The organism is Pseudomonas sp. S150 (assembly GCF_004526365.1).
GTDB classification, from domain to species: Bacteria; Pseudomonadota; Gammaproteobacteria; order Pseudomonadales; family Pseudomonadaceae; genus Aquipseudomonas; species Aquipseudomonas putida_A.
Genome location: NZ_CP038207.1, coordinates 5,921,901 through 5,942,742, shown reverse-complemented (window position 1 = coordinate 5,942,742; position 20,842 = coordinate 5,921,901). Strand labels below are relative to the sequence as shown.

At 62.5% G+C, this 20,842-nt stretch carries 17 protein-coding genes and 2 pseudogenes; 10 read left to right on the top strand and 9 right to left on the bottom strand.

The window, feature by feature from the left end; all coding sequences use genetic code 11:
* Positions 1–277 precede the first annotated feature (277 nt).
* On the top strand, positions 278–2,797 hold the full coding sequence (gene hrpB / locus E3Z29_RS27595) for an ATP-dependent helicase HrpB (RefSeq protein ID WP_134787395.1): 2,520 nt from the start codon (positions 278–280) through the stop codon (positions 2,795–2,797).
* A gap of 161 nt (positions 2,798–2,958) precedes the next feature.
* On the opposite strand, the pseudogene E3Z29_RS27590 reads toward hrpB, so the two are convergent.
* Together E3Z29_RS27590 and E3Z29_RS27585 are read right to left on the bottom strand one after the other, a co-directional pair.
* Positions 2,959–4,043: pseudogene (locus E3Z29_RS27590) on the bottom strand (endonuclease/exonuclease/phosphatase family protein).
* A gap of 74 nt (positions 4,044–4,117) precedes the next feature.
* Positions 4,118–4,792 carry a YciC family protein gene (locus E3Z29_RS27585; RefSeq protein ID WP_134787394.1) on the bottom strand — a complete coding sequence of 225 codons (675 nt, stop codon included), beginning with the start codon at positions 4,790–4,792 and terminating at the stop codon, positions 4,118–4,120.
* Positions 4,793–4,970: 178 nt separating this feature from the next.
* Between E3Z29_RS27585 and E3Z29_RS27580 the strand changes: the two genes are divergently transcribed.
* The 3 genes from E3Z29_RS27580 (at position 4,971) to E3Z29_RS27570 (ending at position 7,105) form a co-directional block, all read left to right on the top strand.
* On the top strand, positions 4,971–5,735 hold the full coding sequence (locus E3Z29_RS27580; protein ID WP_134787393.1) for a DUF2076 domain-containing protein: 765 nt from the start codon (positions 4,971–4,973) through the stop codon (positions 5,733–5,735).
* Positions 5,736–5,979: 244 nt separating this feature from the next.
* Positions 5,980–6,459, top strand: coding sequence for an NYN domain-containing protein (locus E3Z29_RS27575; RefSeq protein ID WP_007963710.1), 480 nt, complete (start codon positions 5,980–5,982; stop codon positions 6,457–6,459).
* A 40-nt stretch (positions 6,460–6,499) separates the two neighbouring features.
* Positions 6,500–7,105, top strand: a complete 606-nt coding sequence (locus E3Z29_RS27570) for a PolC-type DNA polymerase III (RefSeq protein WP_134787392.1) — start codon at positions 6,500–6,502, stop codon at positions 7,103–7,105.
* A gap of 135 nt (positions 7,106–7,240) precedes the next feature.
* On the opposite strand, the gene E3Z29_RS27560 is transcribed toward E3Z29_RS27570, so the two are convergent.
* Positions 7,241–7,693: an Lrp/AsnC family transcriptional regulator gene (locus E3Z29_RS27560; RefSeq protein WP_027612871.1), complete on the bottom strand. Its 453-nt coding sequence runs from the start codon at positions 7,691–7,693 to the stop codon at positions 7,241–7,243.
* A 163-nt stretch (positions 7,694–7,856) separates the two neighbouring features.
* Here E3Z29_RS27560 and yedA point away from each other — a divergent pair, with 163 nt between their 5' ends.
* Together yedA and E3Z29_RS27550 are read left to right on the top strand one after the other, a co-directional pair.
* Positions 7,857–8,798 carry a drug/metabolite exporter YedA gene (gene yedA / locus E3Z29_RS27555; protein ID WP_134787391.1) on the top strand — a complete coding sequence of 314 codons (942 nt, stop codon included), beginning with the start codon at positions 7,857–7,859 and terminating at the stop codon, positions 8,796–8,798.
* A gap of 65 nt (positions 8,799–8,863) precedes the next feature.
* A complete protein-coding gene (locus E3Z29_RS27550) occupies positions 8,864–10,201 on the top strand; it encodes a DEAD/DEAH box helicase (protein WP_134787390.1) in 1,338 nt (445 codons plus the stop codon).
* Positions 10,202–10,376: 175 nt separating this feature from the next.
* On the opposite strand, the gene E3Z29_RS27545 is transcribed toward E3Z29_RS27550, so the two are convergent.
* Entirely contained in the window at positions 10,377–11,624 is a 1,248-nt protein-coding gene (locus E3Z29_RS27545; RefSeq protein WP_134787389.1) for a TIGR03862 family flavoprotein, read from the bottom strand.
* Between the two features lie 281 nt (positions 11,625–11,905).
* Positions 11,906–12,826 carry a histone deacetylase gene (locus E3Z29_RS27540; protein WP_134787388.1) on the bottom strand — a complete coding sequence of 307 codons (921 nt, stop codon included), beginning with the start codon at positions 12,824–12,826 and terminating at the stop codon, positions 11,906–11,908.
* 82 nt (positions 12,827–12,908) lie between these two features.
* Here E3Z29_RS27540 and E3Z29_RS27535 point away from each other — a divergent pair, with 82 nt between their 5' ends.
* From E3Z29_RS27535 to E3Z29_RS27525, 3 genes are all read left to right on the top strand, one after another.
* Complete coding sequence (locus E3Z29_RS27535) at positions 12,909–13,478, top strand: GNAT family N-acetyltransferase (protein WP_027612866.1); 570 nt, start codon at positions 12,909–12,911, stop codon at positions 13,476–13,478.
* Between the two features lie 105 nt (positions 13,479–13,583).
* Entirely contained in the window at positions 13,584–14,453 is an 870-nt protein-coding gene (gene tesB, locus E3Z29_RS27530) for an acyl-CoA thioesterase II (protein ID WP_003228466.1), read from the top strand.
* Positions 14,450–15,043 carry an HAD family hydrolase gene (locus E3Z29_RS27525; protein ID WP_134787387.1) on the top strand — a complete coding sequence of 198 codons (594 nt, stop codon included), beginning with the start codon at positions 14,450–14,452 and terminating at the stop codon, positions 15,041–15,043. The genes tesB and E3Z29_RS27525 overlap by 4 nt, the downstream gene beginning before the upstream one ends.
* A gap of 117 nt (positions 15,044–15,160) precedes the next feature.
* Here the strand turns inward: E3Z29_RS27525 and E3Z29_RS27520 are convergent.
* From E3Z29_RS27520 to E3Z29_RS27505, 4 genes and pseudogenes are all read right to left on the bottom strand, one after another.
* Positions 15,161–16,115 (bottom strand): annotated as a pseudogene (locus tag E3Z29_RS27520) (alpha/beta fold hydrolase).
* Positions 16,116–17,006, bottom strand: a complete 891-nt coding sequence (locus tag E3Z29_RS27515; RefSeq protein WP_027612863.1) for a neutral zinc metallopeptidase — start codon at positions 17,004–17,006, stop codon at positions 16,116–16,118.
* Positions 17,007–17,195: 189 nt separating this feature from the next.
* Positions 17,196–18,029, bottom strand: coding sequence for an aldo/keto reductase (locus tag E3Z29_RS27510; protein ID WP_134787386.1), 834 nt, complete (start codon positions 18,027–18,029; stop codon positions 17,196–17,198).
* Complete coding sequence (locus E3Z29_RS27505; RefSeq protein WP_134787385.1) at positions 18,013–19,752, bottom strand: FAD-dependent oxidoreductase; 1,740 nt, start codon at positions 19,750–19,752, stop codon at positions 18,013–18,015. Before E3Z29_RS27505 ends, E3Z29_RS27510 begins: the two co-directional genes overlap by 17 nt.
* A gap of 175 nt (positions 19,753–19,927) precedes the next feature.
* Between E3Z29_RS27505 and E3Z29_RS27500 the strand changes: the two genes are divergently transcribed.
* Positions 19,928–20,704: an IclR family transcriptional regulator gene (locus E3Z29_RS27500; RefSeq protein ID WP_115988842.1), complete on the top strand. Its 777-nt coding sequence runs from the start codon at positions 19,928–19,930 to the stop codon at positions 20,702–20,704.
* Positions 20,705–20,842 lie beyond the last annotated feature (138 nt).

Genomic DNA, 20,842 nt, shown 5'->3' with positions numbered 1-20,842 from the left:
CGCCCTCGGCAGGGCGCGCCCACAGTAAATTGCGGCCTCGTCTCACCCCTACCGAAATATGTTGAGGATTGAAGTTGTTTTCTCCAGATCGACACCTCGTGAAGGTTGATGAATCCTGGCGGGGTTCGCCCCTCCGGGCTAAAGCTGTGAACGCGCCATGCTGCGTTGCGGAACTTGGCAAGGAAACGACCCTTACCTGCGTCCCGCGCCTTGCCTGGCACGCTCACAGCTTTAACGCGACTCGCAATTTACTGTGGGCACGCCCTGGGGAGCCAGCATGATTTCTTTGCCGATCGATGAAGTTTTACCCGCCCTGCGTGAAGCGTTGGCGACACGCCACGAAGCCGTGCTCGAAGCACCGCCCGGCGCCGGTAAAACCACCCGCGTGCCTTTAGCCTTGCTCGATGAAGCGTGGCTGGCCGGGCAGACCATTCTGATGCTCGAACCACGGCGTCTCGCCGCGCGAGCCGCTGCCGAACGGTTGGCCAGCGAACTGGGTGAGAAGGTCGGTGAAACCGTCGGTTATCGCATCCGCCTCGACAGCAAGGTCGGCCCCAATACCCGTATCGAAGTGGTCACCGAGGGGATTCTCACCCGGCGTCTGCAGGATGATCCGGCGCTGGAAGGCGTCGGTTTGCTGATCTTCGACGAATTTCACGAACGCAGTCTTGATGCCGATCTGGCCTTGGCCCTGAGTTTGAACGGTCGTGAACTGTTCCGAGCTGAACAGCCGCTGAAGATTTTGCTGATGTCCGCCACGCTGGAAGGCGAGCGTCTGGCCGGGTTGCTGGATGACGCGCCGATCCTGCGCAGCGAAGGGCGCATGTACCCGGTGACGATGCGCTGGGGGCGGCCGTTCCAGCCCGGCGAATACATCGACCAGCGCGTGACCCAGACCGTCCTCGAAGCCCTGCACGATGAAACTGGCAGCCTGCTGGTGTTTTTGCCGGGGCAGGCGGAAATCCGTCGGGTGCATCAGCAACTGAGCGATGCCATCGGCGAGCGTAAAGACGTATTGCTCTGCCCATTGCACGGTGAACTGGACCTGAATGCCCAACGCGCTGCCATCGACCCGGCGCCGGCCGGCCAGCGCAAAGTGGTGCTGGCGACCAACATCGCCGAGACCAGCCTGACCATCAACGGCGTGCGCGTGGTGATCGACGCCGGGCTGGCGCGGGTGCCGCGTTTCGACCCAGGCAGCGGCATGACCCGCCTCGATACTCAGCGCATTTCCAGGGCCAGCGCCACCCAGCGTGCGGGCCGGGCCGGACGTCTGGAGCCGGGTGTGTGTTACCGCTTGTGGTCGCAGGATCAGCACGAGCAACTCGCCGCTTACGGCAGTGCCGAAATTCTGTCGGCGGATCTGGCTAGTCTGGCGCTGCAACTCGGACGCTGGGGCGTGACTCCGGGCGAACTGGTCTGGCTCGATATTCCGCCGGCAGCAGCCTACGCCCAGGCGCAGGATTTGTTGCAGCGCCTGGGCGCACTCGAAGGCGAGGCACTGACGTCCCACGGTCAGGCCATGGCCGAGTTGCCTGCGCATCCGCGCATCGCCCATCTGTTACTGCGCGGTCAGGCCCTGGGGCTGGCAAACATGGCGTGTGACGTCGCGGCACTGCTCGGCGAGCGCGATATTTTGCGCGGCGCCGGGGCCGATCTGCACAGCCGCTTGGTGCTGCTCTCCGGCGAAGAACGCGCGGCACGCGGTGCTCAGGGCGGCGTGCAGCGTGCGCGGCAACTGGCGCGGCAATATCGCGGTTACCTGCGCGGCAAGGCCAGCGCGCCGGTCAGCGATCCCGATCACCCGCGCTGGCTCGGTGCGCTGCTGGCGCTGGCCTACCCGGATCGCGTCGCCCAACAGCGGCGTGCCGGTGGCGCCGAATATCGTCTGGCCAATGGTCGCGCTGCGCTGTTCGCCGAAGCCGACAGCCTGATGAAGGAGCCGTGGATTGTGATCGCCGATCTCGGCAGTCGTCAGGGCCAGCGTGAGGAACGGATTTACCTGGCGGCGGATTTTGATCCGGCGCTGTTCGATTCGGTGCTCGCCGAGCAAGTGCGCGCTGTCGATCAACTGGACTGGGATGAGCGCGAAGGCGTGCTGCGCGCCGAGCGTCAGCGCAAGGTTGGCGAACTGATCCTCAGCCGCGAACCGTTGACCGGTCTCGACGAAGCGGCGCGCAGTCAGGCGCTGGTCAATCTGGTGCGGCGCAAGGGACTGGAGTTGTTGCCGTGGACGCCGGAGCTACGGCAGTGGCAGGCGCGGGTTGCTCTGTTGCGGCAATTGGATCTGGCCACGCAGGATGACAGTCAGTGGCCGGATGTCAGCGATGTAACGTTGCTGAAAACCCTCGAGCATTGGTTAATGCCTTACCTGGGCAAGGTCTCGCGGCTCAGCCATTTCGCCAATCTTGACCTGTCGAGCATCGTCCGCAATCTGCTGGCGTGGCCGCTGCCGCAGAAGCTTGATGAGCTGGCGCCACATCACATCAGTGTGCCGTCGGGTTCATCGATTCGTCTGGATTACACCGAGTCTCCGCCGATTCTCGCGGTGCGTCTGCAGGAGTTGTTCGGCCTCGCCGAGACGCCGCGAATTGCCGGCGGCCGGCAAGTGGTCAAGCTGCATCTGTTGTCCCCGGCACGGCGGCCAGTGCAGGTGACGCAGGATCTGGCCAACTTCTGGCGCAGCACCTATGCCGAGGTGAAGAAGGATCTCAAGGGGCGCTATCCGAAGCATTATTGGCCGGATGATCCGTTGGTGGCCGAGGCCACGGCACGGGCCAAGCCACGCGGCACCTGAAGAGCAAAACATCGCAGCCTGCTACCCCATCACGGTACGACATCAATCTATTGTGGGAGCGGGCTTGCTCGCGAAGGCGGTGCGCCAGGCACGGATGCATCAACTGACACGACGCTTTCGCGAGCAAGCCTGCTCCCACAGGGGGATATCGTGTTAACTGGCTACGGGGCTGCGGGCAGCAGGAACCGCGCAATCACCGGCAAGTGATCGGAAATGCGCAAGGTATCGTCCTGGCGCACCCGCGCTTCGACCCGTTTGATCTTCGGGCTGTAGAACAGATAGTCGACCGTGCGGTCCGGGCCATTCAGGCCGGGGTCGTTGGGGTAGTGGGTCAGCCAGTGGGCGCGGTCGATGCCGCTGGCTTCGTTATTGGTCGGGATCATCGGGTACTTGTCCCACAACAGATGCAGGGCGCTGTCGATCGAGTAGGGCCGTGCGCTGCTCGGCGGGCAGACGCTGATACTGGCCCAGCGGCAACAGATTGAAGTCGCCGCCGATCAGCCAGCCACGGCAGGCCCTGGCTTTCGTACTTGTCGAGTACCTTGGTCACCGCTGTCACCTGCGCCTGCAAGGTCTCGTCCGGTTGGCGGGCGCGATCCAGATGGGTGTTGAACACCGTCAGTTGCCCGCCGTCGCTCAGTGGCAGTTTGGTCGCGAGCAGGGCGTCCTTGGGTTCGAACTGGCGGGAGATGAAGTTCGCCGGCGGCACCGGCAATTGCAGGCGTTCGGCGTGTTCGATGCGGTAGCGGCTGAGGGTCGCCAGTTGCCGGCCGACGCTGCCGAAGATGTGCGGATCGGGGACAAAATCGGCCTTCCAGTCGAAGGCGTGAGCGCTGCACGGGTAAAGGTCGGTGACCCGTTCCCGCAGCAGCTTGAGCTGATTCTGGTAATCACTGGCCTTGGCGCCGTCATCCAGTTCCTGCAGCAGCACCACGTCGGGTTGTTCGTCGCGGATCACCCGCGCCACTTCGTCGAGACTGAAGGCCATGTCTTCCCGGGACGGCGCTTCATCGGAGCCTTGGGCGAGATCGTTCCAGAACACGTACCGCTTGCCCGCGAGGTACTGCACGTTCCAGGTCATGACTTTCAGCGCTTGCCCCGGCACCAGGGTCGGCGGCGTACCGCTGCAGGCGACCGGCAGGGTTTCCCGTGCGCCGGGGCGCCAGGTCAGGCTGTAGAACAGCCCGCCGATCAGGACGATGGCGAGCACAATCAGCAACAGGGTGTAGCGCAGCAGACGGGGCATGGCTCGGCTTATCGCGTTACAAAAGTGGCTCCGAGCATACCTGACCGCAGAGCCTTGGCCCAAGGGCCGCGAAGTCAGACTGCTCCGTTACGTTTGTCAGGCAATTCGCTGATCAGCATGAACAGGCGGAACAGCACCACACTGGTGAACAGCTGCAGGAAACTGTGCGCGCTGTCGATCAGTACCGCGATCAGCGGATTCTGCGGGTGGGGGTACGCCGCCAGGGTCGCGCCCTTAAGCAGCCACAACGGCCCCATCACACACAGAATGCACAGCAGGATCCGCCAGAAATGCCCACGGGTCAGGCGCAGACTTTCCTTCATCGCCTGCAACGGCCCCATACCGCGCAACACCAGCAGGTATTCAGCGAATGCGAGCATGACCATCAGCATCAGCCCCGGCAGGAAATACAGCGACAACCCCAGCAGAATCAGCAAGGTATTGAGCGCGGTGAGCAAGGCGAAACGCGGCCACAGGCGCGCGGACATCGCCAGCAGATCGAGATGGCGCGGGGCTTCGCCACGGGTGCGAGCATCGAGGAACAGAATCAGCGCGGCGGTGTACAGCGGATACACCAGCAGACCGACGACCACGCTGGCGGCGGAGAAACTGTCCGGGTCGGTGACGTGATCCACCACTTGTTGCAGCGCCGCCTCGAAGATCACCAGCGGCAGGCACAGCTGCACGATGCTGACCAGATGGCGTTTGAAAAAATACAGAGAGTCGCGCAGTACATCGAAGGCATTCATCAGTCGGTATCGCAGGTCGAAAACAGTGGCTCACTTTAACCGATGATGGGCGGGCGGACACAAACGTAAACATTCGGTAAAGGTCGTTGAAACATCCTGTCACTGCCTCCATTACAGAGGTGCGCCATGTCCACAGTGGACACGGGCAACGTTATCCCCGGCAATCTACGAGGTCGCCATGAACAGCGAAGAGCAAACCCTGATCGATGGACTGTTTTCCCGGCTGCAACAGGCCGAAACGGAGGCAGCCCCGCGCGACGCCCAGGCCGAGGCGCGGATCAAGGAACACCTGACCCGCCAGCCGGCGGCAGGTTATTTCATGACCCAGGCGATTCTGGTGCAAGAGGCGGCCATCAAGAGCCTCGACGAACAGAACAAGCAGCTGACCCAGCAAGTCCAGCAATTGCAGGCTGAACTGCAAGCGGCCAAGTCCCAGAGTGCGGCCCCGGCCCCGGCGCCAAGCGGCGGCGGTGGTTTCCTGTCGAGCATCTTCGGCGGCGGCAGCTCGCGTCCAGCGTCGACCCAGAGCGCTCCGGCTTCTACCGGCGGCTGGCGTGAGCCGGCACCGCAGCAGAACTACGCTGCGCCAGCGCCACAACAGAACTATGCCGCACCACCGCCCAACTACGCGCAGCAAGCAGCTCCGGCTGCGGGCAGCAGCTTCCTCGGCGGCGCCCTGAAAACCGCCGCTGGCGTGGCCGGTGGCGTGATGCTGGCGCAGGGCATCAGCAGCCTGTTCCATCACAACCAGCAGCCTGAAGAAATTGTTGAAGTGATCAAGGAAGATCCGGCGCAGGTGGCTGACCAGAGCGGCAACGACTGGGGCAATGACCAGCGTGTGGCCGATAACGGTTTCTCTGGCAATGACCAGGGCGGATTCACTGATACTGATTACAGCGATGACAACTCGTCATTCTTCGATGACGACGATTCGTTCGTCTGAGTGATAAGCCGCCAGTATCAAACCTGTGGTGAGGGGATTTATCCCCGATGGGCAGCGCAGCGGCCCCGAAAATGGGACTGCTGCGCACTCCATCGGGGATAAATCCCCTCACCACAGTCCACCATCCGTCCGGAGTGGTGGGTTGATTATTCGCGCCACCTTCCTGTGGACTGGCATACTGAGCGCCTTTTTCGGGCCCGGCGCCTGATCCCGCTTCGTGCGCTATGCGCTCACAGGAATCCCGGTGAAAAAAATCGCAGTGTTCGCCGATGTGCAGAACCTCTACTACACCGTGCGTCAGGCCTATGGTTGCCATTTCAACTACGCCGCGCTGTGGGCTGACATTAGCAAACAAGGGCAGATCGTCGAGGCCTATGCCTACGCCATCGACCGTGGCGACAGCAAGCAGCAGCAGTTCCAGCAGATCCTGCGCAACCTCGGTTTCACCGTGAAGCTCAAACCCTATATCCAGCGCAGCGACGGCTCGGCCAAGGGCGACTGGGACGTGGGCATCACCCTCGACATCATGGACGCCGCCGACCACGTCGACGAAATCGTCCTGGCCTCCGGTGACGGCGACTTCGACATGCTGCTCGAACGCATCATCAGCAAGCACGGCGTACAGGCAGTGGCCTATGGCGTGCCGGGTCTGACCGCCAACTCGCTGATCCGCGCCGCCAGCCGTTATGTGCCGATTGAAGGCGCACTGCTGTTGAAAAACTGAGCGTTGCTCAAGAATTGATTTGTACGGAGTTGAACCCGGTTTGGAACGCATTGCAGTCATCGACTTTGAAACCACCGGCCTGTCGCCGAACAGCAGCTGTCGCGCCACGGAAATCGCCGTGGTCATGCTGGAAAACGGCCGTATCGTCGAGCGTTACCAGAGCCTGATGAACGCCGGCGTGCGCGTTCCTGCGTTCATCGAACAACTGACCGGCATCAGCAACGCCATGCTGCGCAGTGCGCCGCCGGCAGAGCGGGTGATGGAAGAGGTCAACGAATTCGTCGGCTGCACCCCGCTGGTGGCGCACAACGCCTCGTTCGACCAGAAGTTCTGGGACTTCGAACTGGGGCGGATCAAACGCACCCGTCTGCAGAATTTCGCCTGCTCGCTGCTGCTGGCCCGGCGCCTGATGCCGGCGGCGCCGAACCACAAGCTTGGCACCCTGACCACGTTCGCCCGCCTGCCACACACCGGCCAGGCGCACAGGGCGATGGCGGATGCCGAGATGGCGGCCAACCTGATGGCGCATCTGGCTGAAGAACTGCGGCACAAGCATGGGGTGCGTGAGCTGAACCACGACCTGCTGTGCAAACTGCAGAAAGTCCCGGCGGCCAAAGTCGGCGAGCACTTGCAGCGCTACCGCTGATCTTGAAGTCACCCAAAATCCCCTGTGGGAGCGGGCTTGCTCGCGAAAGCGGTGTGTCATTCGGCAACTATGTTGTCTGACACTCCCTCTTCGCGAGCAAGCCCGCTCCCACATTTGGATCTTCTGAGTTTCTGATTACTTACCGTTGCCTTCGATGTGGCTGAGCGGCACGCGCTTCTCGATTGCGCTCGACAGCACAATCGAGGTCTTGCTGAAGCCGAACTTCGCCACGCGATTGATCAACTCTTCCAGCTCCGTCATCGACGCCACCGCACCCTTCATCATCACGCACGGATCGCCCGTCACTCGAAAGCATTCGGTCAGTTGCGGGATTTTCACCAGTTCGTCGTAGACCTTCTGGCTGCCGTTCTGGTGCAGGCGCAATTCGATCATGCACTGAATCGGCAAGCCGATTTTCGACAGGTCGATGTTCGCCTGATACCCGGTGATCACGCCGGCGGCTTCCAGCTTGGCCACGCGCTCGGCCACTGCCGGGGCGGACAGGTTCACTTTGCGCGCCAGATCGGCGTAGGACGCACGCCCGTTTTCCAACAGGGCGCTGAGCAGCATGCGGTCGTATTTGTCCAAGGCCGGACTCCTGAAATTGCCAGACTTTCGAAATCGTGGTTTATCCCGTCGATCTCCGTTGTTTCAAAAGTGTACCGGCGCGATAAACAGGTTTTGTAGCTTATTTTTGCTCGCGGGCCTTTCTAGAATAATTCACACCCTGCCTCTGACTGTCGAGCTGCCCATGCCTGCCTTGCGCCGTTTTTCCTTGCCGTTGATCGCCGCGTTTTTCGCGCTGTATGTGATTTGGGGATCAACCTATCTGGTGATCCGCCTCGGCGTCGAATACTGGCCACCACTGATGCTCGGCGGGGTGCGATTCGTGATTGCCGGCAGCCTGATGTACGCCTTCCTGCGCTGGCGCGGGGCACCGGCGCCGACCTGGGCGCAATGGAAAGCGGCGGGGATCATCGGGATTCTGCTGCTCAGTTTCGGTAACGGCGCGGTCAGTGTCGCCGAGCACACTGGCGTGGCTTCCGGCGTGGCGGCACTGGCGGTGGCGACGGTGCCGTTGTTCACCTTGCTCTGCGGCTATTTCTGGGGCGCGCGCAATACGCGCCTCGAATGGGCCGGGGTGGCGTTGGGAATTGTCGGCATCGCCATGCTCAACATGGGTTCCAACCTGCAATCGAGCCCGCTGGGCGCGGCGCTGCTGATTTTTGCGGCGGCGACCTGGGCGTTCGGCTCGGTGTGGAGCAAACACCTGCCGCTGCCGCAAGGGGCAATGGCCAGTGCCGTGGAGATGCTGGTGGGTGGCGTGGTGCTGTTGATCGGCAGCGCAGTGAGCGGCGAACACCTGCAAGCCTTGCCGCCGATGGAAGGCTGGCTGGCCTTGGGTTATCTGATCTTCTTCGGGTCGATCATCGCCTTCAATTCCTACATGTACCTGCTCAAACACGTGCGTCCGGCGGCGGCCACCAGTTATGCCTACGTCAACCCGGCGGTGGCGGTGTTGCTGGGGATCGTGTTTGTCGGCGAGACCATCGGCATGGAAGAAGCGCTGGCGATGCTGGTGATCATCAGTGCCGTGGTGCTGATCGGTCTGCCGCAGTGGCGGCGGCCGGCGCAGCCGCTCGTCGCGGAGCCGCCGAAGACCGCCATTCCAGCAGAGCAACGTGTGAATTAGGGTAAACTGCGCGCCATTGCACACTCGTGTCGCACAATTGCGCTGAATTTTCCTACGGTACTCCCATGACTTTCGCCACCCTTGGCCTGATCGAACCCTTGCTGCGCTCCCTCGAGAAGCTCGGCTACCAGACTCCAACGCCGGTCCAGGCGCAAGCCATTCCGGCCGTTCTGGCCGGTCGCGACCTGATGGCTGCGGCCCAGACCGGCACCGGCAAGACCGCCGGTTTCGCCTTGCCGCTGCTGCAGCTGCTGGCCATGGAAGGACCGAAAGTGGCCGCCAATTCGGCGCGTGCACTGATTCTGGTGCCGACCCGCGAGCTGGCGGAGCAGGTTCATGAGTCGGTGCGCCAATACGCTGAAAACCTGCCATTGCGCACGTATGCGGTGTACGGCGGCGTCAGCATCAACCCGCAGATGATGAAGCTGCGCGGCGGCGTTGATGTGCTGGTCGCCACGCCTGGTCGCCTGATCGACCTGTTCCGCCAGAACGCGTTGAAACTCGATCAGTTGCAAACCCTGGTGCTGGATGAAGCCGACCGTATGCTCGACCTGGGCTTCTCCGAAGAACTGGCGAACATCTACCGCATGCTGCCGAAGAAGCGCCAGACGCTGCTGTTCTCTGCGACCTTCTCCGACGACATCCGCCTGCTGGCCGGGCAGATGCTCAACGATCCGCTGAGCATCGAAGTCAGCCCGCGCAACGTCGCGGCCAACACCGTCAAGCAGTGGGTGGTGACGGTGGACAAGAAGCGCAAGCCGGAACTGTTCGTGCACTTGATGCGCAAGAACAAGTGGAAGCAGGTGCTGGTGTTTGCCAAGACCCGCAATGGAGTGGACGCGCTGGTGGAAAAACTCCAGGGCCTGGGCATCAACGCCGACGGCATTCATGGCGACAAACCGCAGGCGACCCGTCAACGTGCGCTGGATCGTTTCAAGCTCAGCGAAGTGCAGATTCTGGTGGCCACCGACGTCGCTGCCCGTGGTCTGGATATCGAAGATTTGCCGCTGGTGGTCAACTTCGACCTGCCGATCGTCGCCGAGGATTACATCCACCGCATCGGTCGTACTGGCCGTGCGGGCGCGACGGGCGAGGCGATCTCGCTGGTGTGCGCGGATGAAGTAAACATGCTCTCGGCAATCGAGATGCTCACCCGCCAGACCTTGAAGCGTCAGAACGAGCCGGATTTCGAACCTGAGCACCGCGTGCCGGATACCGATGCCAGCGGTCAGGTGATCAAGAAGCCGAAGAAACCGAAAAAGCCGAAAGCATCCGGCGGCGGTGGCAAGCGCAATCTGGGCAAGTGGGTCGACAGTGGCGACACCCAGGCGCCGGAGCCGTCGATCAAGCCTGTGCGTAAAGTGCCGGTGTTCAATACCGGGCCGCGTAAGCGCAAGCCTTAAAGCCAAAAGCCCCTCACCCTAACCCTCTCCCGGAGGGAGAGGGGACTGATTGGAGGATGCTTGAATTCTACGCCGATCTGATTCTGCTGCTGTGAATCCACAATCGACTCGGTCTTTCAGGTCGATGTGTTACGCCAGACACCTCGGTCGGCTCCCTCTCCCTCGGGGAGAGGGTTCAGGCAGGCACCTCGGACTTGAGCCACTGCAACATTCCAATCCCCGCCGCCCGCCCGCTGGCAAAACACCCGGTCAGCAGATAGCCACCTGTCGGCGCTTCCCAATCGAGCATTTCCCCCGCACAGAACACCCCCGGCAACGCCTTGAGCATCAAACGCTGATCCAGCGCTTCGAACGTCACGCCACCGGCACTGCTGATCGCTTCGTCAAGCGGACGGGTTTTCACCAAGGTCAGCGGCAACGCCTTGATCGCCCGCGCCAACAACGCCGGATCAGCGAAGGTTGCTGCGTCGGTCAGCTCGCGCAACAACGCCGCTTTCACCCCATCAATTCCGACCTGACTGTGCAGATGCTTGGCCATCGAGCGTGAACCGCGTGGCTTGCTCAACGCTGCCTGCAATTTATCCACAGGTCGGCCGGGCAACAGATCGATGTGCACCGTGGCTGAACCCTGCGTATTGATCGCCTCGCGAATCGGTGCCGACAGCGCATAGATCAGGCTGCCTTCGACCCCGGTTGCGGTAATCACGCATTCGCCCAAGCGCGGGATATCGTCGTTCAAACCGATGGCGACATTTTTCAGCGGTGCGCCGGCGAATTTGCTGACAAGCAATTCGCTCCAGGCCTGCACCTCGAAGCCGCAATTGCTCGGCTGCAACGGCGCCAGTCCTACGCCTTTTTGCTCCAGGGGCAGCATCCACGCGCCATCCGAACCCAGCCGCGACCAACTGCCACCGCCGAGGGCGAGCAGGGTGGCGTCGGGTTTGACGGTGATTTCGCCGTCGGGGCTGGCGATGCGCAGCGCATCGTGTTCATCCCAGCCGAGCCAGCGATGGCGGGTGTGGATAACCACGCCGCTGTCGCGCAGGCGTTTGAGCCAGGCGCGCAGCAGCGGCGCGGCTTTCATGTCGGTGGGGAACACCCGGCCGGAGCTGCCGATAAAGGTTTCGATGCCCAGTTCATGAATCCAGCGGCACAACGCGTCGGCGTCGAAACCGCGCAGTAACGGCGCGATCTGCGGTGCGCGTTCGGCGTAGCGCGCGAGGAATGCCGGGTAAGGCTCGGAGTGGGTGATGTTCATGCCGCCGACCCCGGCCAGCAGGAACTTGCGCCCCACCGACGGCATGCCGTCGTACAAATCGACGCGCACGCCGGCCTGGCTCAGCACTTCGGCGGCCATCAGGCCGGCGGGGCCACCGCCGATGATGGCGACGTGAGCGGGGTGGGAGGCGGAGGTCTGGGTCATGGCGTGCGCTGCGGTATGGCGGGATAAGGCGCGCATTCTAACAGCGCAGACCTTTGTAGGAGTGAGCCTGCTCGCGATGGCGGTTGATCAGGCGACATAAGTGCTGAATGTCGGTCCGCCATCGCGAGCAGGCTCACTCCTACAAGGAGATCGAAGTGAATTCAGTATGTGGTCAAAAAATAACCATCGCGCTGTACGCCATGTTCGCTGTGGGCTGTAGTCCCTTTCGCTCAGGTTATCCACAGGCCGTTCCACAGCGATTGTGGGTAACGCAGCACAGCTTAGTGACAACCGTGTGACGTCCAGACCCGTTGCGCGCTGTGATGCAGGATGCCGTGGCGGCGGGCGAGGGCGTGGCGATCCTTGCTGTAGCCGCCGCCGATCACGCCGACTACCGGGATGTCGCGGCCCAGGCAATGGCGCATCACGCTTTCATCGCGGGCGGCCACGCCTTCGTCTGTCAGCTGCAGATAACCGAGGGCGTCGTCCTTGTGCACATCGACCCCGGCGTCGTACAGCACCAGGTCCGGTTGATACAGCGGCAGCAGGTAGTTGAGGGTGTCATCCACCACTTTCAGATAATCGGCATCGCCCATGCCGTTGGGCAGCGGAATGTCCCAGTCGCTTTCGGCCTTGCGTGCCGGAAAATTCTTTTCGCAGTGCAGGGAAACGGTAACTGCTTCCGGGGTGTCGTGGAGGATCCGCGCGGTGCCATCGCCCTGATGCACGTCGCAATCGAAGATCAGCACCCGGTTCACCCGACCGCTTTGCAGCAGGTAATGGCTGATGATCGCCAGGTCGTTGAAGATGCAGAACCCGGCCGGGTAGTCGTAGTGAGCGTGATGGGTGCCGCCGGCGAGGTGACAGGCCAGACCATGCTCGAGGGCTTTTTTCGCCGCCAGAATCGAGCCGCCGACCGCCCGCACCGTGCGCCGCGCCAAGGCTTCGTTCCACGGCAGGCCGAGGCGCCGCTGGTCTTCGCGAGACAACTCGCCGCTCATGTAGCGTTCGATATAGCTACGGTCATGGGCCAAGGCGAGGATGTCGTTGGGGCAGATCTCGGGACGCAGCAGGTCGGCGTCGCGGGTCAGGCCGCTGTCGACCAGGTGGTCGCGCAGCAAGCGGAATTTGTCCATCGGAAAGCGGTGATCCGCCGGAAACTCGGGGCTGTAGTCTTCGTGGTAGATCAGCGGCAGGGGCATGGCAACTTCATGTAGGAACGATGGAAAGAGTGAACGATCCTACCAGCGATGTAGACTTGCGGCATGGAAATGGAGGGGCATGATGGAGCCGATTCAGCAACTCGAAAGCGCACGCCTGCTGATGCGTCAGTGGCGCGACGAGGATTTGCCGGAATTTGCGGCGATGTGCGCCGATCCTCAGGTGATGCGTTACTTTCCGGCCCCGCTCAGCCGTCTCGAAAGTGCGTCGATGATCGGCCGGGTGCGCGGGCATTTTGCCGAGCACGGTTTCGGTCTGTGGGCGCTGGAGCGCAAGGACAGCGGTGAGTTCATCGGTTTCACTGGCCTGGGTGTGGTCGGTTTCGATGCGCCGTTCACCCCGGCGGTGGAAATCGGCTGGCGTCTGGCCCGCGAGCATTGGGGGCTGGGCTATGCCAGTGAGGCGGCGTGGACGGCATTGCGCGCAGGTTTTGATCGGCTGGGGCTGAAGGAAATCGTGTCTTTCACCGCCCAGAGCAATCTGCCGTCGGAGAAAGTCATGCAGGCGATTGGCATGCAGCACGATCCGGCCGATGATTTCGATCACCCCAAACTTGCCGTCGATCACCCGTTGCGGCGGCATCTGTTGTACCGAATTACCAGGGAGCAATGGCTGCAAACCCTGCATGGCTAAGCCGACACGGACGTTTACAATGGCGCGACAGTGGCTCGCGCCAGAACCTGAATGGGCCGCCGCAGCCAAGACTGCGCGGCATAGCGTTGTGTGAGGAGAGTCTGAATGAGCCAAGTGTTGGAAGATCTGGTCGACCTGCTGACCCTGGAGCCAATCGAGGAAAACCTGTTCCGTGGCCGCAGCCAGGACTTGGGTTTCCGTCAGTTGTTCGGTGGCCAGGTGCTCGGTCAGTCGCTGTCGGCGGCCAGTCAGACGGTTGAAGAAGCGCGCCACGTGCATTCGATGCACGGTTATTTCCTGCGTCCGGGCGATGCCAAGTTGCCGGTGGTGTATTCGGTGGATCGCGTGCGTGACGGCGGCAGCTTCAGCACGCGACGGGTCACGGCGATCCAGAAGGGCCACCCGATCTTCACCTGCAGCGCTTCGTTTCAATACGACGAGGCAGGCTTCGAGCATCAGAGCCAGATGCCGGTGGTGGTCGGCCCGGAAAACCTGCCGTCGGAGCTGGAACTGACCCAGCAACGCGCGCACCTGATCCCCGAGCACATGCGCGAAAAACTGCTGTGCCCGAAACCGATCGAAGTGCGCCCGGTCACCGAAAAGGATCCGTACAACCCGCAGCCGGCCGATCCGGTGAAGTATGTGTGGTTCCGTGCCGACGGCGCGTTGGCGGATATTCCGGCGCTGCACAAGTACCTGCTGGCCTACGCCTCGGACTTCGGTCTGCTGACCACTTCGATGCTGCCGCACGGCAAGTCGGTCTGGCAGAAAGACATGCAGGTCGCCAGCCTCGATCACGCGCTGTGGTTCCACAACGATCTGCGCGCCGATGACTGGTTGCTCTACGCGATGGACAGCCCGTGGGCCGGCAATTCCCGGGGGTTCTCCCGTGGCAGCGTGTACAACCGCGCCGGGCAACTGGTGGCGTCGGTGACCCAGGAAGGCCTGATTCGTCACCGCAAGGACTGGGCATGAGCCTGAGCGATGTGAAGCACTGGGTGTTCGACATGGACGGCACCCTGACGGTCGCCGTGCATGACTTTGCGGCGATCCGCGTGGCGCTGGCGATTCCGCCCGAGGACGACATTCTCACCCACCTCGCGGCGCTTCCCGCCGATGAAGCCGCGGCGAAACACGCGTGGTTGCTGGAGCATGAGCGCGATCTGGCGCTGGGTTCGAAACCGGCTGCCGGTGCGGTGGAGCTGGTGCGTGACCTGCACGGGCGCGGTTATCGCCTGGGCATTCTGACCCGTAATGCGCGGGAACTCGCGCATGTGACGCTCGACGCCATCGGTCTGGCCGACTGCTTCGCCGTGGAAGATGTGCTGGGCCGCGATGAAGCGCCACCCAAGCCGCATCCCGGCGGGTTGCTGAAACTGGCCGAGGCCTGGAACGTGCCGGCCCGCGAGATGGTGATGGTTGGGGATTACCGCTTTGACTTGGATTGCGGGCGAGCGGCCGGGGCGCGGACGGTACTGGTGAATCTGCCGGACAATCCGTGGCCGGAGCTGACGGACTGGCATGCGCAGGATTGTGTCGAGTTGCGGCGGATGCTTTCGGTCTGAGATCTTTATTGTCTGATCTGGCCTCATCGCGAGCAGGCTCACTCCTACAATTGGAATGCGTTTCCCCTGTAGGAGTGAGCCTGCTCGCGATGGCGCCTCAACAGTCACCACAAGTCATTAATCAAACAGCGCTTTCAGCCCCTCCGGCGACGTCAACATCCCATCGCCGTTATGCCCGACCCCGGGCACTTCAACCAGCCGCTGATTGACCCCTTCCGGATGCCGGCGCAGCAGGTAGCCGAAAAACAGCTTGCCGCGTTCCAGCCGATACGCGCCTTGTGCCTCGGCGGCGCAACTCTTGTCCAGCGCCGGATGTTGCGGGTCTATGTCCTGCTGCCCCAGCAGGTAAATCACTTCGCGCTTGATGTAGCTGCTCTCAAGCTGCAACGGCGTTTGCCCACCGGCGTACAACCGGCATGTCTGCCAGACCGTACTTCCAGCGATTGAAACCCGGGCACTGTGCGTGGTCGAACGCCACCGGCCGCTGTTCGTTGAAATACGCGTACGACGACGGATTAGCCACCACATAGCGCAGGCGAATGCCATTGGCCTTCAGCGCCGGTTGATCCTTGGCCAGCAGGGCATAACGCTGCACCACTTGACCGCCACCGGAATGGCCGAAAATCACGATCTGCTTCACGTCCGGAAACTGCTTGCGGTCGCTGACCCGGGCGACGATGGCGTCGAGTGCGGCGTAGGAGCTCAGCGGCTTCGGCTCTGTGGATAAACCGCCGCCCATCCACTCGTTGCCTTTCCAGCGCAGCAATGTGTTGGGCAGGGAGTAGTACAGGGCGACGTCGCTTTCGTTGAGAAACTGCGGCGCGATCACCAGCGTGTGCGCCGTTTGCCCGGCCAGTTCAGTGGCGTGCTCGGCACTCTTGCGATAGGTCTCGGCATTGCGCAGCCGTCCGTGAATGACGATCAACACCCGCTCGATTTTTTCCGGTGCCGGGCTGATGCCGACGGCCATTTCGCCGGCCTCGAATTGCAGGCGCCCGGGGCTGATGGCATCGACGCCTGCCGCGTGCGCGTTGCCGCCGATGATCAGTAAAGCCAGAAGCCATTTGCGCATTTACAGGTTTTTCGCCGCGAAGGTATCGCACTGGCCGACCTGGCCCTGAGCGAAACCGGTTTTGAACCAGCGCACCCTTTGCGCCGACGTGCCATGGGTAAACGAGTCCGGCACCACGCGGCCCTGACCCTGTTGTTGCAGGCGATCATCACCGATGGCGTTGGCCGCATTCAAGGCCTCTTCGACGTCACCCGGTTCCAGCCAGTTCAGGCGCTTCTGTGCATGGTAGGCCCAGACGCCGGCCAGGCAGTCGGCCTGCAACTCCTGACGCACCAGCAAACCGCCGTCGCCCTGCATCTGCCGGCCCTGCTGACGGGCCGTCTGAATTTTTGCCGAGACGCCGAGCAGCGTCTGCACATGGTGGCCGACTTCGTGCGCGATCACGTAGGCCTGGGCGAAGTCACCGGCGGCCTTGAAGCGCTGGGCCATTTCCTGGAAGAAGGCCATGTCCAGATAGACTTTCTGATCCGCCGGGCAGTAGAACGGGCCGGTCGCCGAAGTCGCCAGCCCGCAAGCGGAATTCACCCGGTTGCTGAACAGCACCAGGGTCGGGTCCTTATATTGGCGCCCGGCCTGCTGGAAGATGGCGCCCCAGGTGTCTTCGGTATCACCAAGGATCGAACGCACGAATTCGGCTTGCTGGTCGTTGGCCGGTGGCGCCTGGCGGGTTTGCGTCGAGGCCGGTGCCGATTGCTCGGTCATTTGCCCAGTGAGCTGGCCGAGGATCTGCAACGGATCCTGTCCGGTGATCCAGCCGATGCCGACGATCAGCAGGATCGCCCCCAGGCTCAGGCCTTTGCCGCCACCGAACCGCATGCCACCACCGCCGCCGCTATCATCGCCACGGGCATCGACGACGTTGTCACTGCGTCGGCCTTTTTTCCATAGCATGTGGTAATCCTCTTTCTGTACGTGGTGATGAGTGTTGCTGGTGTGAGAGTGTGGCGCCAGTCCGGTCGTCCGTCTATTCGAGCACACGCCAACAGGCCCGGCCTCGGGTGACGAGGGCGGGCCTGTTATTGACGAGCGTGTGCGCGACTAATTCAATCCGTTGGCGGATTTCTCTCGGCGCGCTGTGCGTCAGCGATCGAAGGCATCCCACACCGGGGCGAAATCCGGGCTGACCTGACGCTGATTCTTCGGCAGCGCGGCGATCAGTGCGCGGTCTTCAGCGTCCAGTTCAACCTGCAGCGAAGCCAGGTTCGCCAGTTGATTGGCGCGGCTGCTGGCTTTGGGAATCGCCGCGACGTTGGGCTGATCCAGCAGCCACTTCAGCGCCACCTGAGTCGGTAGCACGCCGTGTTTTTCGGCAATCTGCTGAATCTGTGGAATCTCCGAGACCTTGTTACGCGCCAATGGCGTGTAGGCCGTCAGTGCCAGATCGTGTTGGCGGGCATAGTCGAGCAGGGCGTTCTGGCCGAGCAGGACGTGGTACTCGACCTGGATCGCTGACAGAGGGATGCCGTATTCCTCGACGACTGTGCGCAGCAGCGGCAGCGGAAAATTCGCCACGCCGATGTTGCGAGCCAGACCTTGCTCCTTGAAGGATGCGAGGGTTTCAAGCGTGCGCGGCAAGTCCCAGTCAGTGCTCGGCCAGTGGATCATGAACAGGTCGACGTACTCGCAGCGCAAAGCCTTGAGGCTTCGTTCCATCGAGTGGCGCATGGCGTCGGGTTGCAACTGGTCCCACCAGACCTTGGTGGTGACATGAATCTGCTCGCGGGGTGTCGGTGTATTCGCCAATGCTTGTCCGACCGCGTCTTCGTTGTTGTAGGCCGCTGCCGTGTCGATGTGCCGGTAGCCGAGTTCCAGCGCTTGCTCGACGGCACGGGTGCATTCGTCGCCGAGCATCGGCCAGGTGCCGAGGCCGAGTTTCGGCATGTTCAAACCCTGGGCGTTAACGATGTGCTGCATGGTCGATCTCCTGTTCGAAAGCAGTGATGCCGGCGATATGCCGAGCGGCGATGTAGCCGAAAGTCAGCGCCGGGCCGAGGTTGATCCCGCCTGCCGGATAGTGCCCGCCCATGATGCTGGCCATGTCGCCACCGGCGGCGTAGAGCCCGGCGATGGGCTGGGCATGGGCATCGAGCACTTGCGCCTGCGGGTTGACCTTGAGCCCGGCAAAGGTGCCGAAGCAGCCCGGTTGGATTTTCACGGCATAGAAGGGGCCTGTCTCTATTGGGGCAACGCAAGGGTTGGGAAGGTTCGCCGGATCGCCCTGTTTGCGGTTATAGGGCGTTGCGCCGCGACCGAACGACGGGTCCTCGCCGTGGCGTGCATGGCGGTTGTAGTCCTCCACCGTCTGGCGCAACCCGCTGGGGTCGATGCCGCAGGCGCTGGCCAATTCTTCAAGGGTGTTGCCGGTTTTCAGATAGCCGCTGCGGATAAATCCTGACACCGGCACGGGAAATGGCCGCGACATGCCCAAGCCATAACGCCGTTGAAAGGCACGGCTGCAGATCAGCCACGAGGCGACCTCTTCGCCTTCAGGCGTGGCGGCAACCATGGCGCTGACGTAGTCGTAGTAACCGTTGGCCTCGTTGACGAAGCGCTGGCCGTTGCGCAGTACGCCGATGATTCCCGGTTTGCCGCGTTCGATGATGTGTGGGAAATGGCCGATGCTGCCGTCAGCATGCGGCACTTGCGAGACCGGCGCCCAGGCCACGGGCGACGCCAGCTCGGTATTGACCGTGGCACCGACGCTTTCGCCCAGACGCAGGCCATCGCCATTCACCGCCAGCGGCGGCAGTGCCCAGTGTTCATGACCCGTGGGCGTGCGCGGAAACAAGGCCTTGCGCCGCTCGATGTCGTTGGCGAATCCGCCGGCGGCCAGCACCACGGCTTTGCGTGCATGAATGCGGATCGGGCCTTTGGCGCTGTTGACCAGCGCGCCGCAAACCCCTGCTTCATCGCGCAGCAGTTCGGTCACTGGCGCTGACTCCCATAACAGGACGCCAAGGTCCTCGGCGGACTTCGCCAGTCGTGCGACCAGCGCCACACCGTTGACCAGTTGCATGGCCCGGCCGTGTACCGCGAGGTCAAGCAAGTGCCGGGTAAAACGCCGGGTTACGTGCCACGCGGCTTTCAGCGAACGGGTGAGATTGAGGAACGCCGAAAGGTCGGCGCCGGCCATGATCGGCATGCCCATGAAGGACGTTTCGCGCATTGTTGTACGCAGGCGCCTGAGCAGGCGTCCGACTGTTCGTCCGTCGTAAGGCGCCGCGATGACCGAGCGACCGCCCGTGCCCGCGCCGGGCGTATCGCCATGAATGTCGGCAATGGCGTTGCCGTCGGCAAATTGCAGAGCAGTGTGCTGTTCGAAAAACGCGACCATGTGCGGCCCGGCGGTGAGGAATGCGTCGACCATTGCCGGGTCGTAATGCTCACCGAGTTCGTGGCGCAGGTAAGTGCGCGGTCGCTCGACGTCTTCGACGATGCCGGCGCGTCGGGCCAGCGGATTGCACGGCACCCATGCCCAGCCGCCGGACCACGCGGTGGCACCGCCGAACACCGGATCTTTTTCAACCACGATGACCTTCAGGCCGTGCCATGCGGCAGTGACCGCTGTGGATAAACCGGCGGCACCGGAGCCGACGACCAGAACGTCACAGTCGATTTCGGGAAGTTCGGCAGGCATCAGGCAAAGCTCCGCAGCTGGGTTTTATTGGAATCAGGTTCCGGAAATTAACCAATGATGTGCAGCTGCAACAAGGCATGGTTTAGTAAAGTGGGCGGTTATCGCACGCCAGTTCCGGATTTCGCTTTGTCTCGGATGTCTTCTAGAATCGGCAAAATTTCACTTGGACCTTCCCATGGCCGGCAGTCAGATCGAACGGGTTTTCAGCGTGCTGGAAAGCCTCACCAGTGAGCCGCGCGGGCTGCCGATGCAGACGCTGGCCGAGCAACTGGACATCCCGAAAAGTGCCACCCACCGGATGCTCGCGGAGCTGATTCGGTTGGGCTACGTGCGGCAGAATGCCGACACTTTGCGCTATCACCTGTCGACCAAACTGGTGGCGATGGGGTTTCAGTACCTGTCGAGCAGCGGTGCCGACATCGTGCAACCGGTGCTGGATCGACTGGCGCAGGAAACCGGTGAACTGGTGCGTCTGGGGGTGATCGATGGCGAGCGCCAGACCTGGATCGCCAAGGCGCAGGGCGCACGCACGGGCCTGCGTTATGACCCGGACATGGGCCGCGACGCGCCGTTGTTCTACACCGCTTCCGGGCATGCGTGGCTGGCCTGCATGAGCGATGCCGAGGCGTTGTCGCTGGTCGAGCGCCAGGGCGCGGAAGTACCGGTGGGCGTCGGGCCGAATGCGCCGCGCTCCAATATCGAACTGCTGGAGCGCCTGCGCCTGGCGCGGGAACAGGGTTATGCCTGTGTCGAGGAAAGTTCGGCGGTGGGCACCTCGGCGATTGCCGCGGTGGTCAAGCATCCGGTTGACGGGCGAGTGATCGGCGTACTGAGCATTGCCGGGCCGAGCGCACGGATGCCCGGCGCGCGGTTGCACGAATTGGCGCCGCTGCTGATGAAGTTTACCGAGGAGTTGTCGGCGGCGAGCCTGGCGTCCGAATTGTTCATCTGACCGATCCCCTGTAGGAGCTGCCGAAGGCTGCGATCTTTTGACTTTGTTTTTTAAGGTCAAGATCAAAAGATCGCAGCCTTCGGCAGCTCCTACAGGTCCGGGTGTCGTGTACAAAGTTGTGCGGTGTTCGCACGGTTT

Bases quoted from the DNA above. Each gene is read 5' to 3' on its own strand.
- hrpB (WP_134787395.1), top strand. From the start codon at position 278: ATGATTTCTTTGCCGATCGATGAAGTTTTACCCGCCCTGCGTGAAGCG.
- E3Z29_RS27585 (WP_134787394.1), bottom strand. From the start codon at position 4,792: ATGAATGCCTTCGATGTACTGCGCGACTCTCTGTATTTTTTCAAACGC.
- E3Z29_RS27580 (WP_134787393.1), top strand. From the start codon at position 4,971: ATGAACAGCGAAGAGCAAACCCTGATCGATGGACTGTTTTCCCGGCTG.
- yedA (WP_134787391.1), top strand. From the start codon at position 7,857: ATGCCTGCCTTGCGCCGTTTTTCCTTGCCGTTGATCGCCGCGTTTTTC.
- E3Z29_RS27550 (WP_134787390.1), top strand. From the start codon at position 8,864: ATGACTTTCGCCACCCTTGGCCTGATCGAACCCTTGCTGCGCTCCCTC.
- E3Z29_RS27545 (WP_134787389.1), bottom strand. From the start codon at position 11,624: ATGACCCAGACCTCCGCCTCCCACCCCGCTCACGTCGCCATCATCGGC.
- E3Z29_RS27540 (WP_134787388.1), bottom strand. From the start codon at position 12,826: ATGCCCCTGCCGCTGATCTACCACGAAGACTACAGCCCCGAGTTTCCG.
- E3Z29_RS27535 (WP_027612866.1), top strand. From the start codon at position 12,909: ATGGAGCCGATTCAGCAACTCGAAAGCGCACGCCTGCTGATGCGTCAG.
- tesB (WP_003228466.1), top strand. From the start codon at position 13,584: ATGAGCCAAGTGTTGGAAGATCTGGTCGACCTGCTGACCCTGGAGCCA.
- E3Z29_RS27525 (WP_134787387.1), top strand. From the start codon at position 14,450: ATGAGCCTGAGCGATGTGAAGCACTGGGTGTTCGACATGGACGGCACC.
- E3Z29_RS27515 (WP_027612863.1), bottom strand. From the start codon at position 17,006: ATGCTATGGAAAAAAGGCCGACGCAGTGACAACGTCGTCGATGCCCGT.
- E3Z29_RS27510 (WP_134787386.1), bottom strand. From the start codon at position 18,029: ATGCAGCACATCGTTAACGCCCAGGGTTTGAACATGCCGAAACTCGGC.
- E3Z29_RS27505 (WP_134787385.1), bottom strand. From the start codon at position 19,752: ATGCCTGCCGAACTTCCCGAAATCGACTGTGACGTTCTGGTCGTCGGC.
- E3Z29_RS27500 (WP_115988842.1), top strand. From the start codon at position 19,928: ATGGCCGGCAGTCAGATCGAACGGGTTTTCAGCGTGCTGGAAAGCCTC.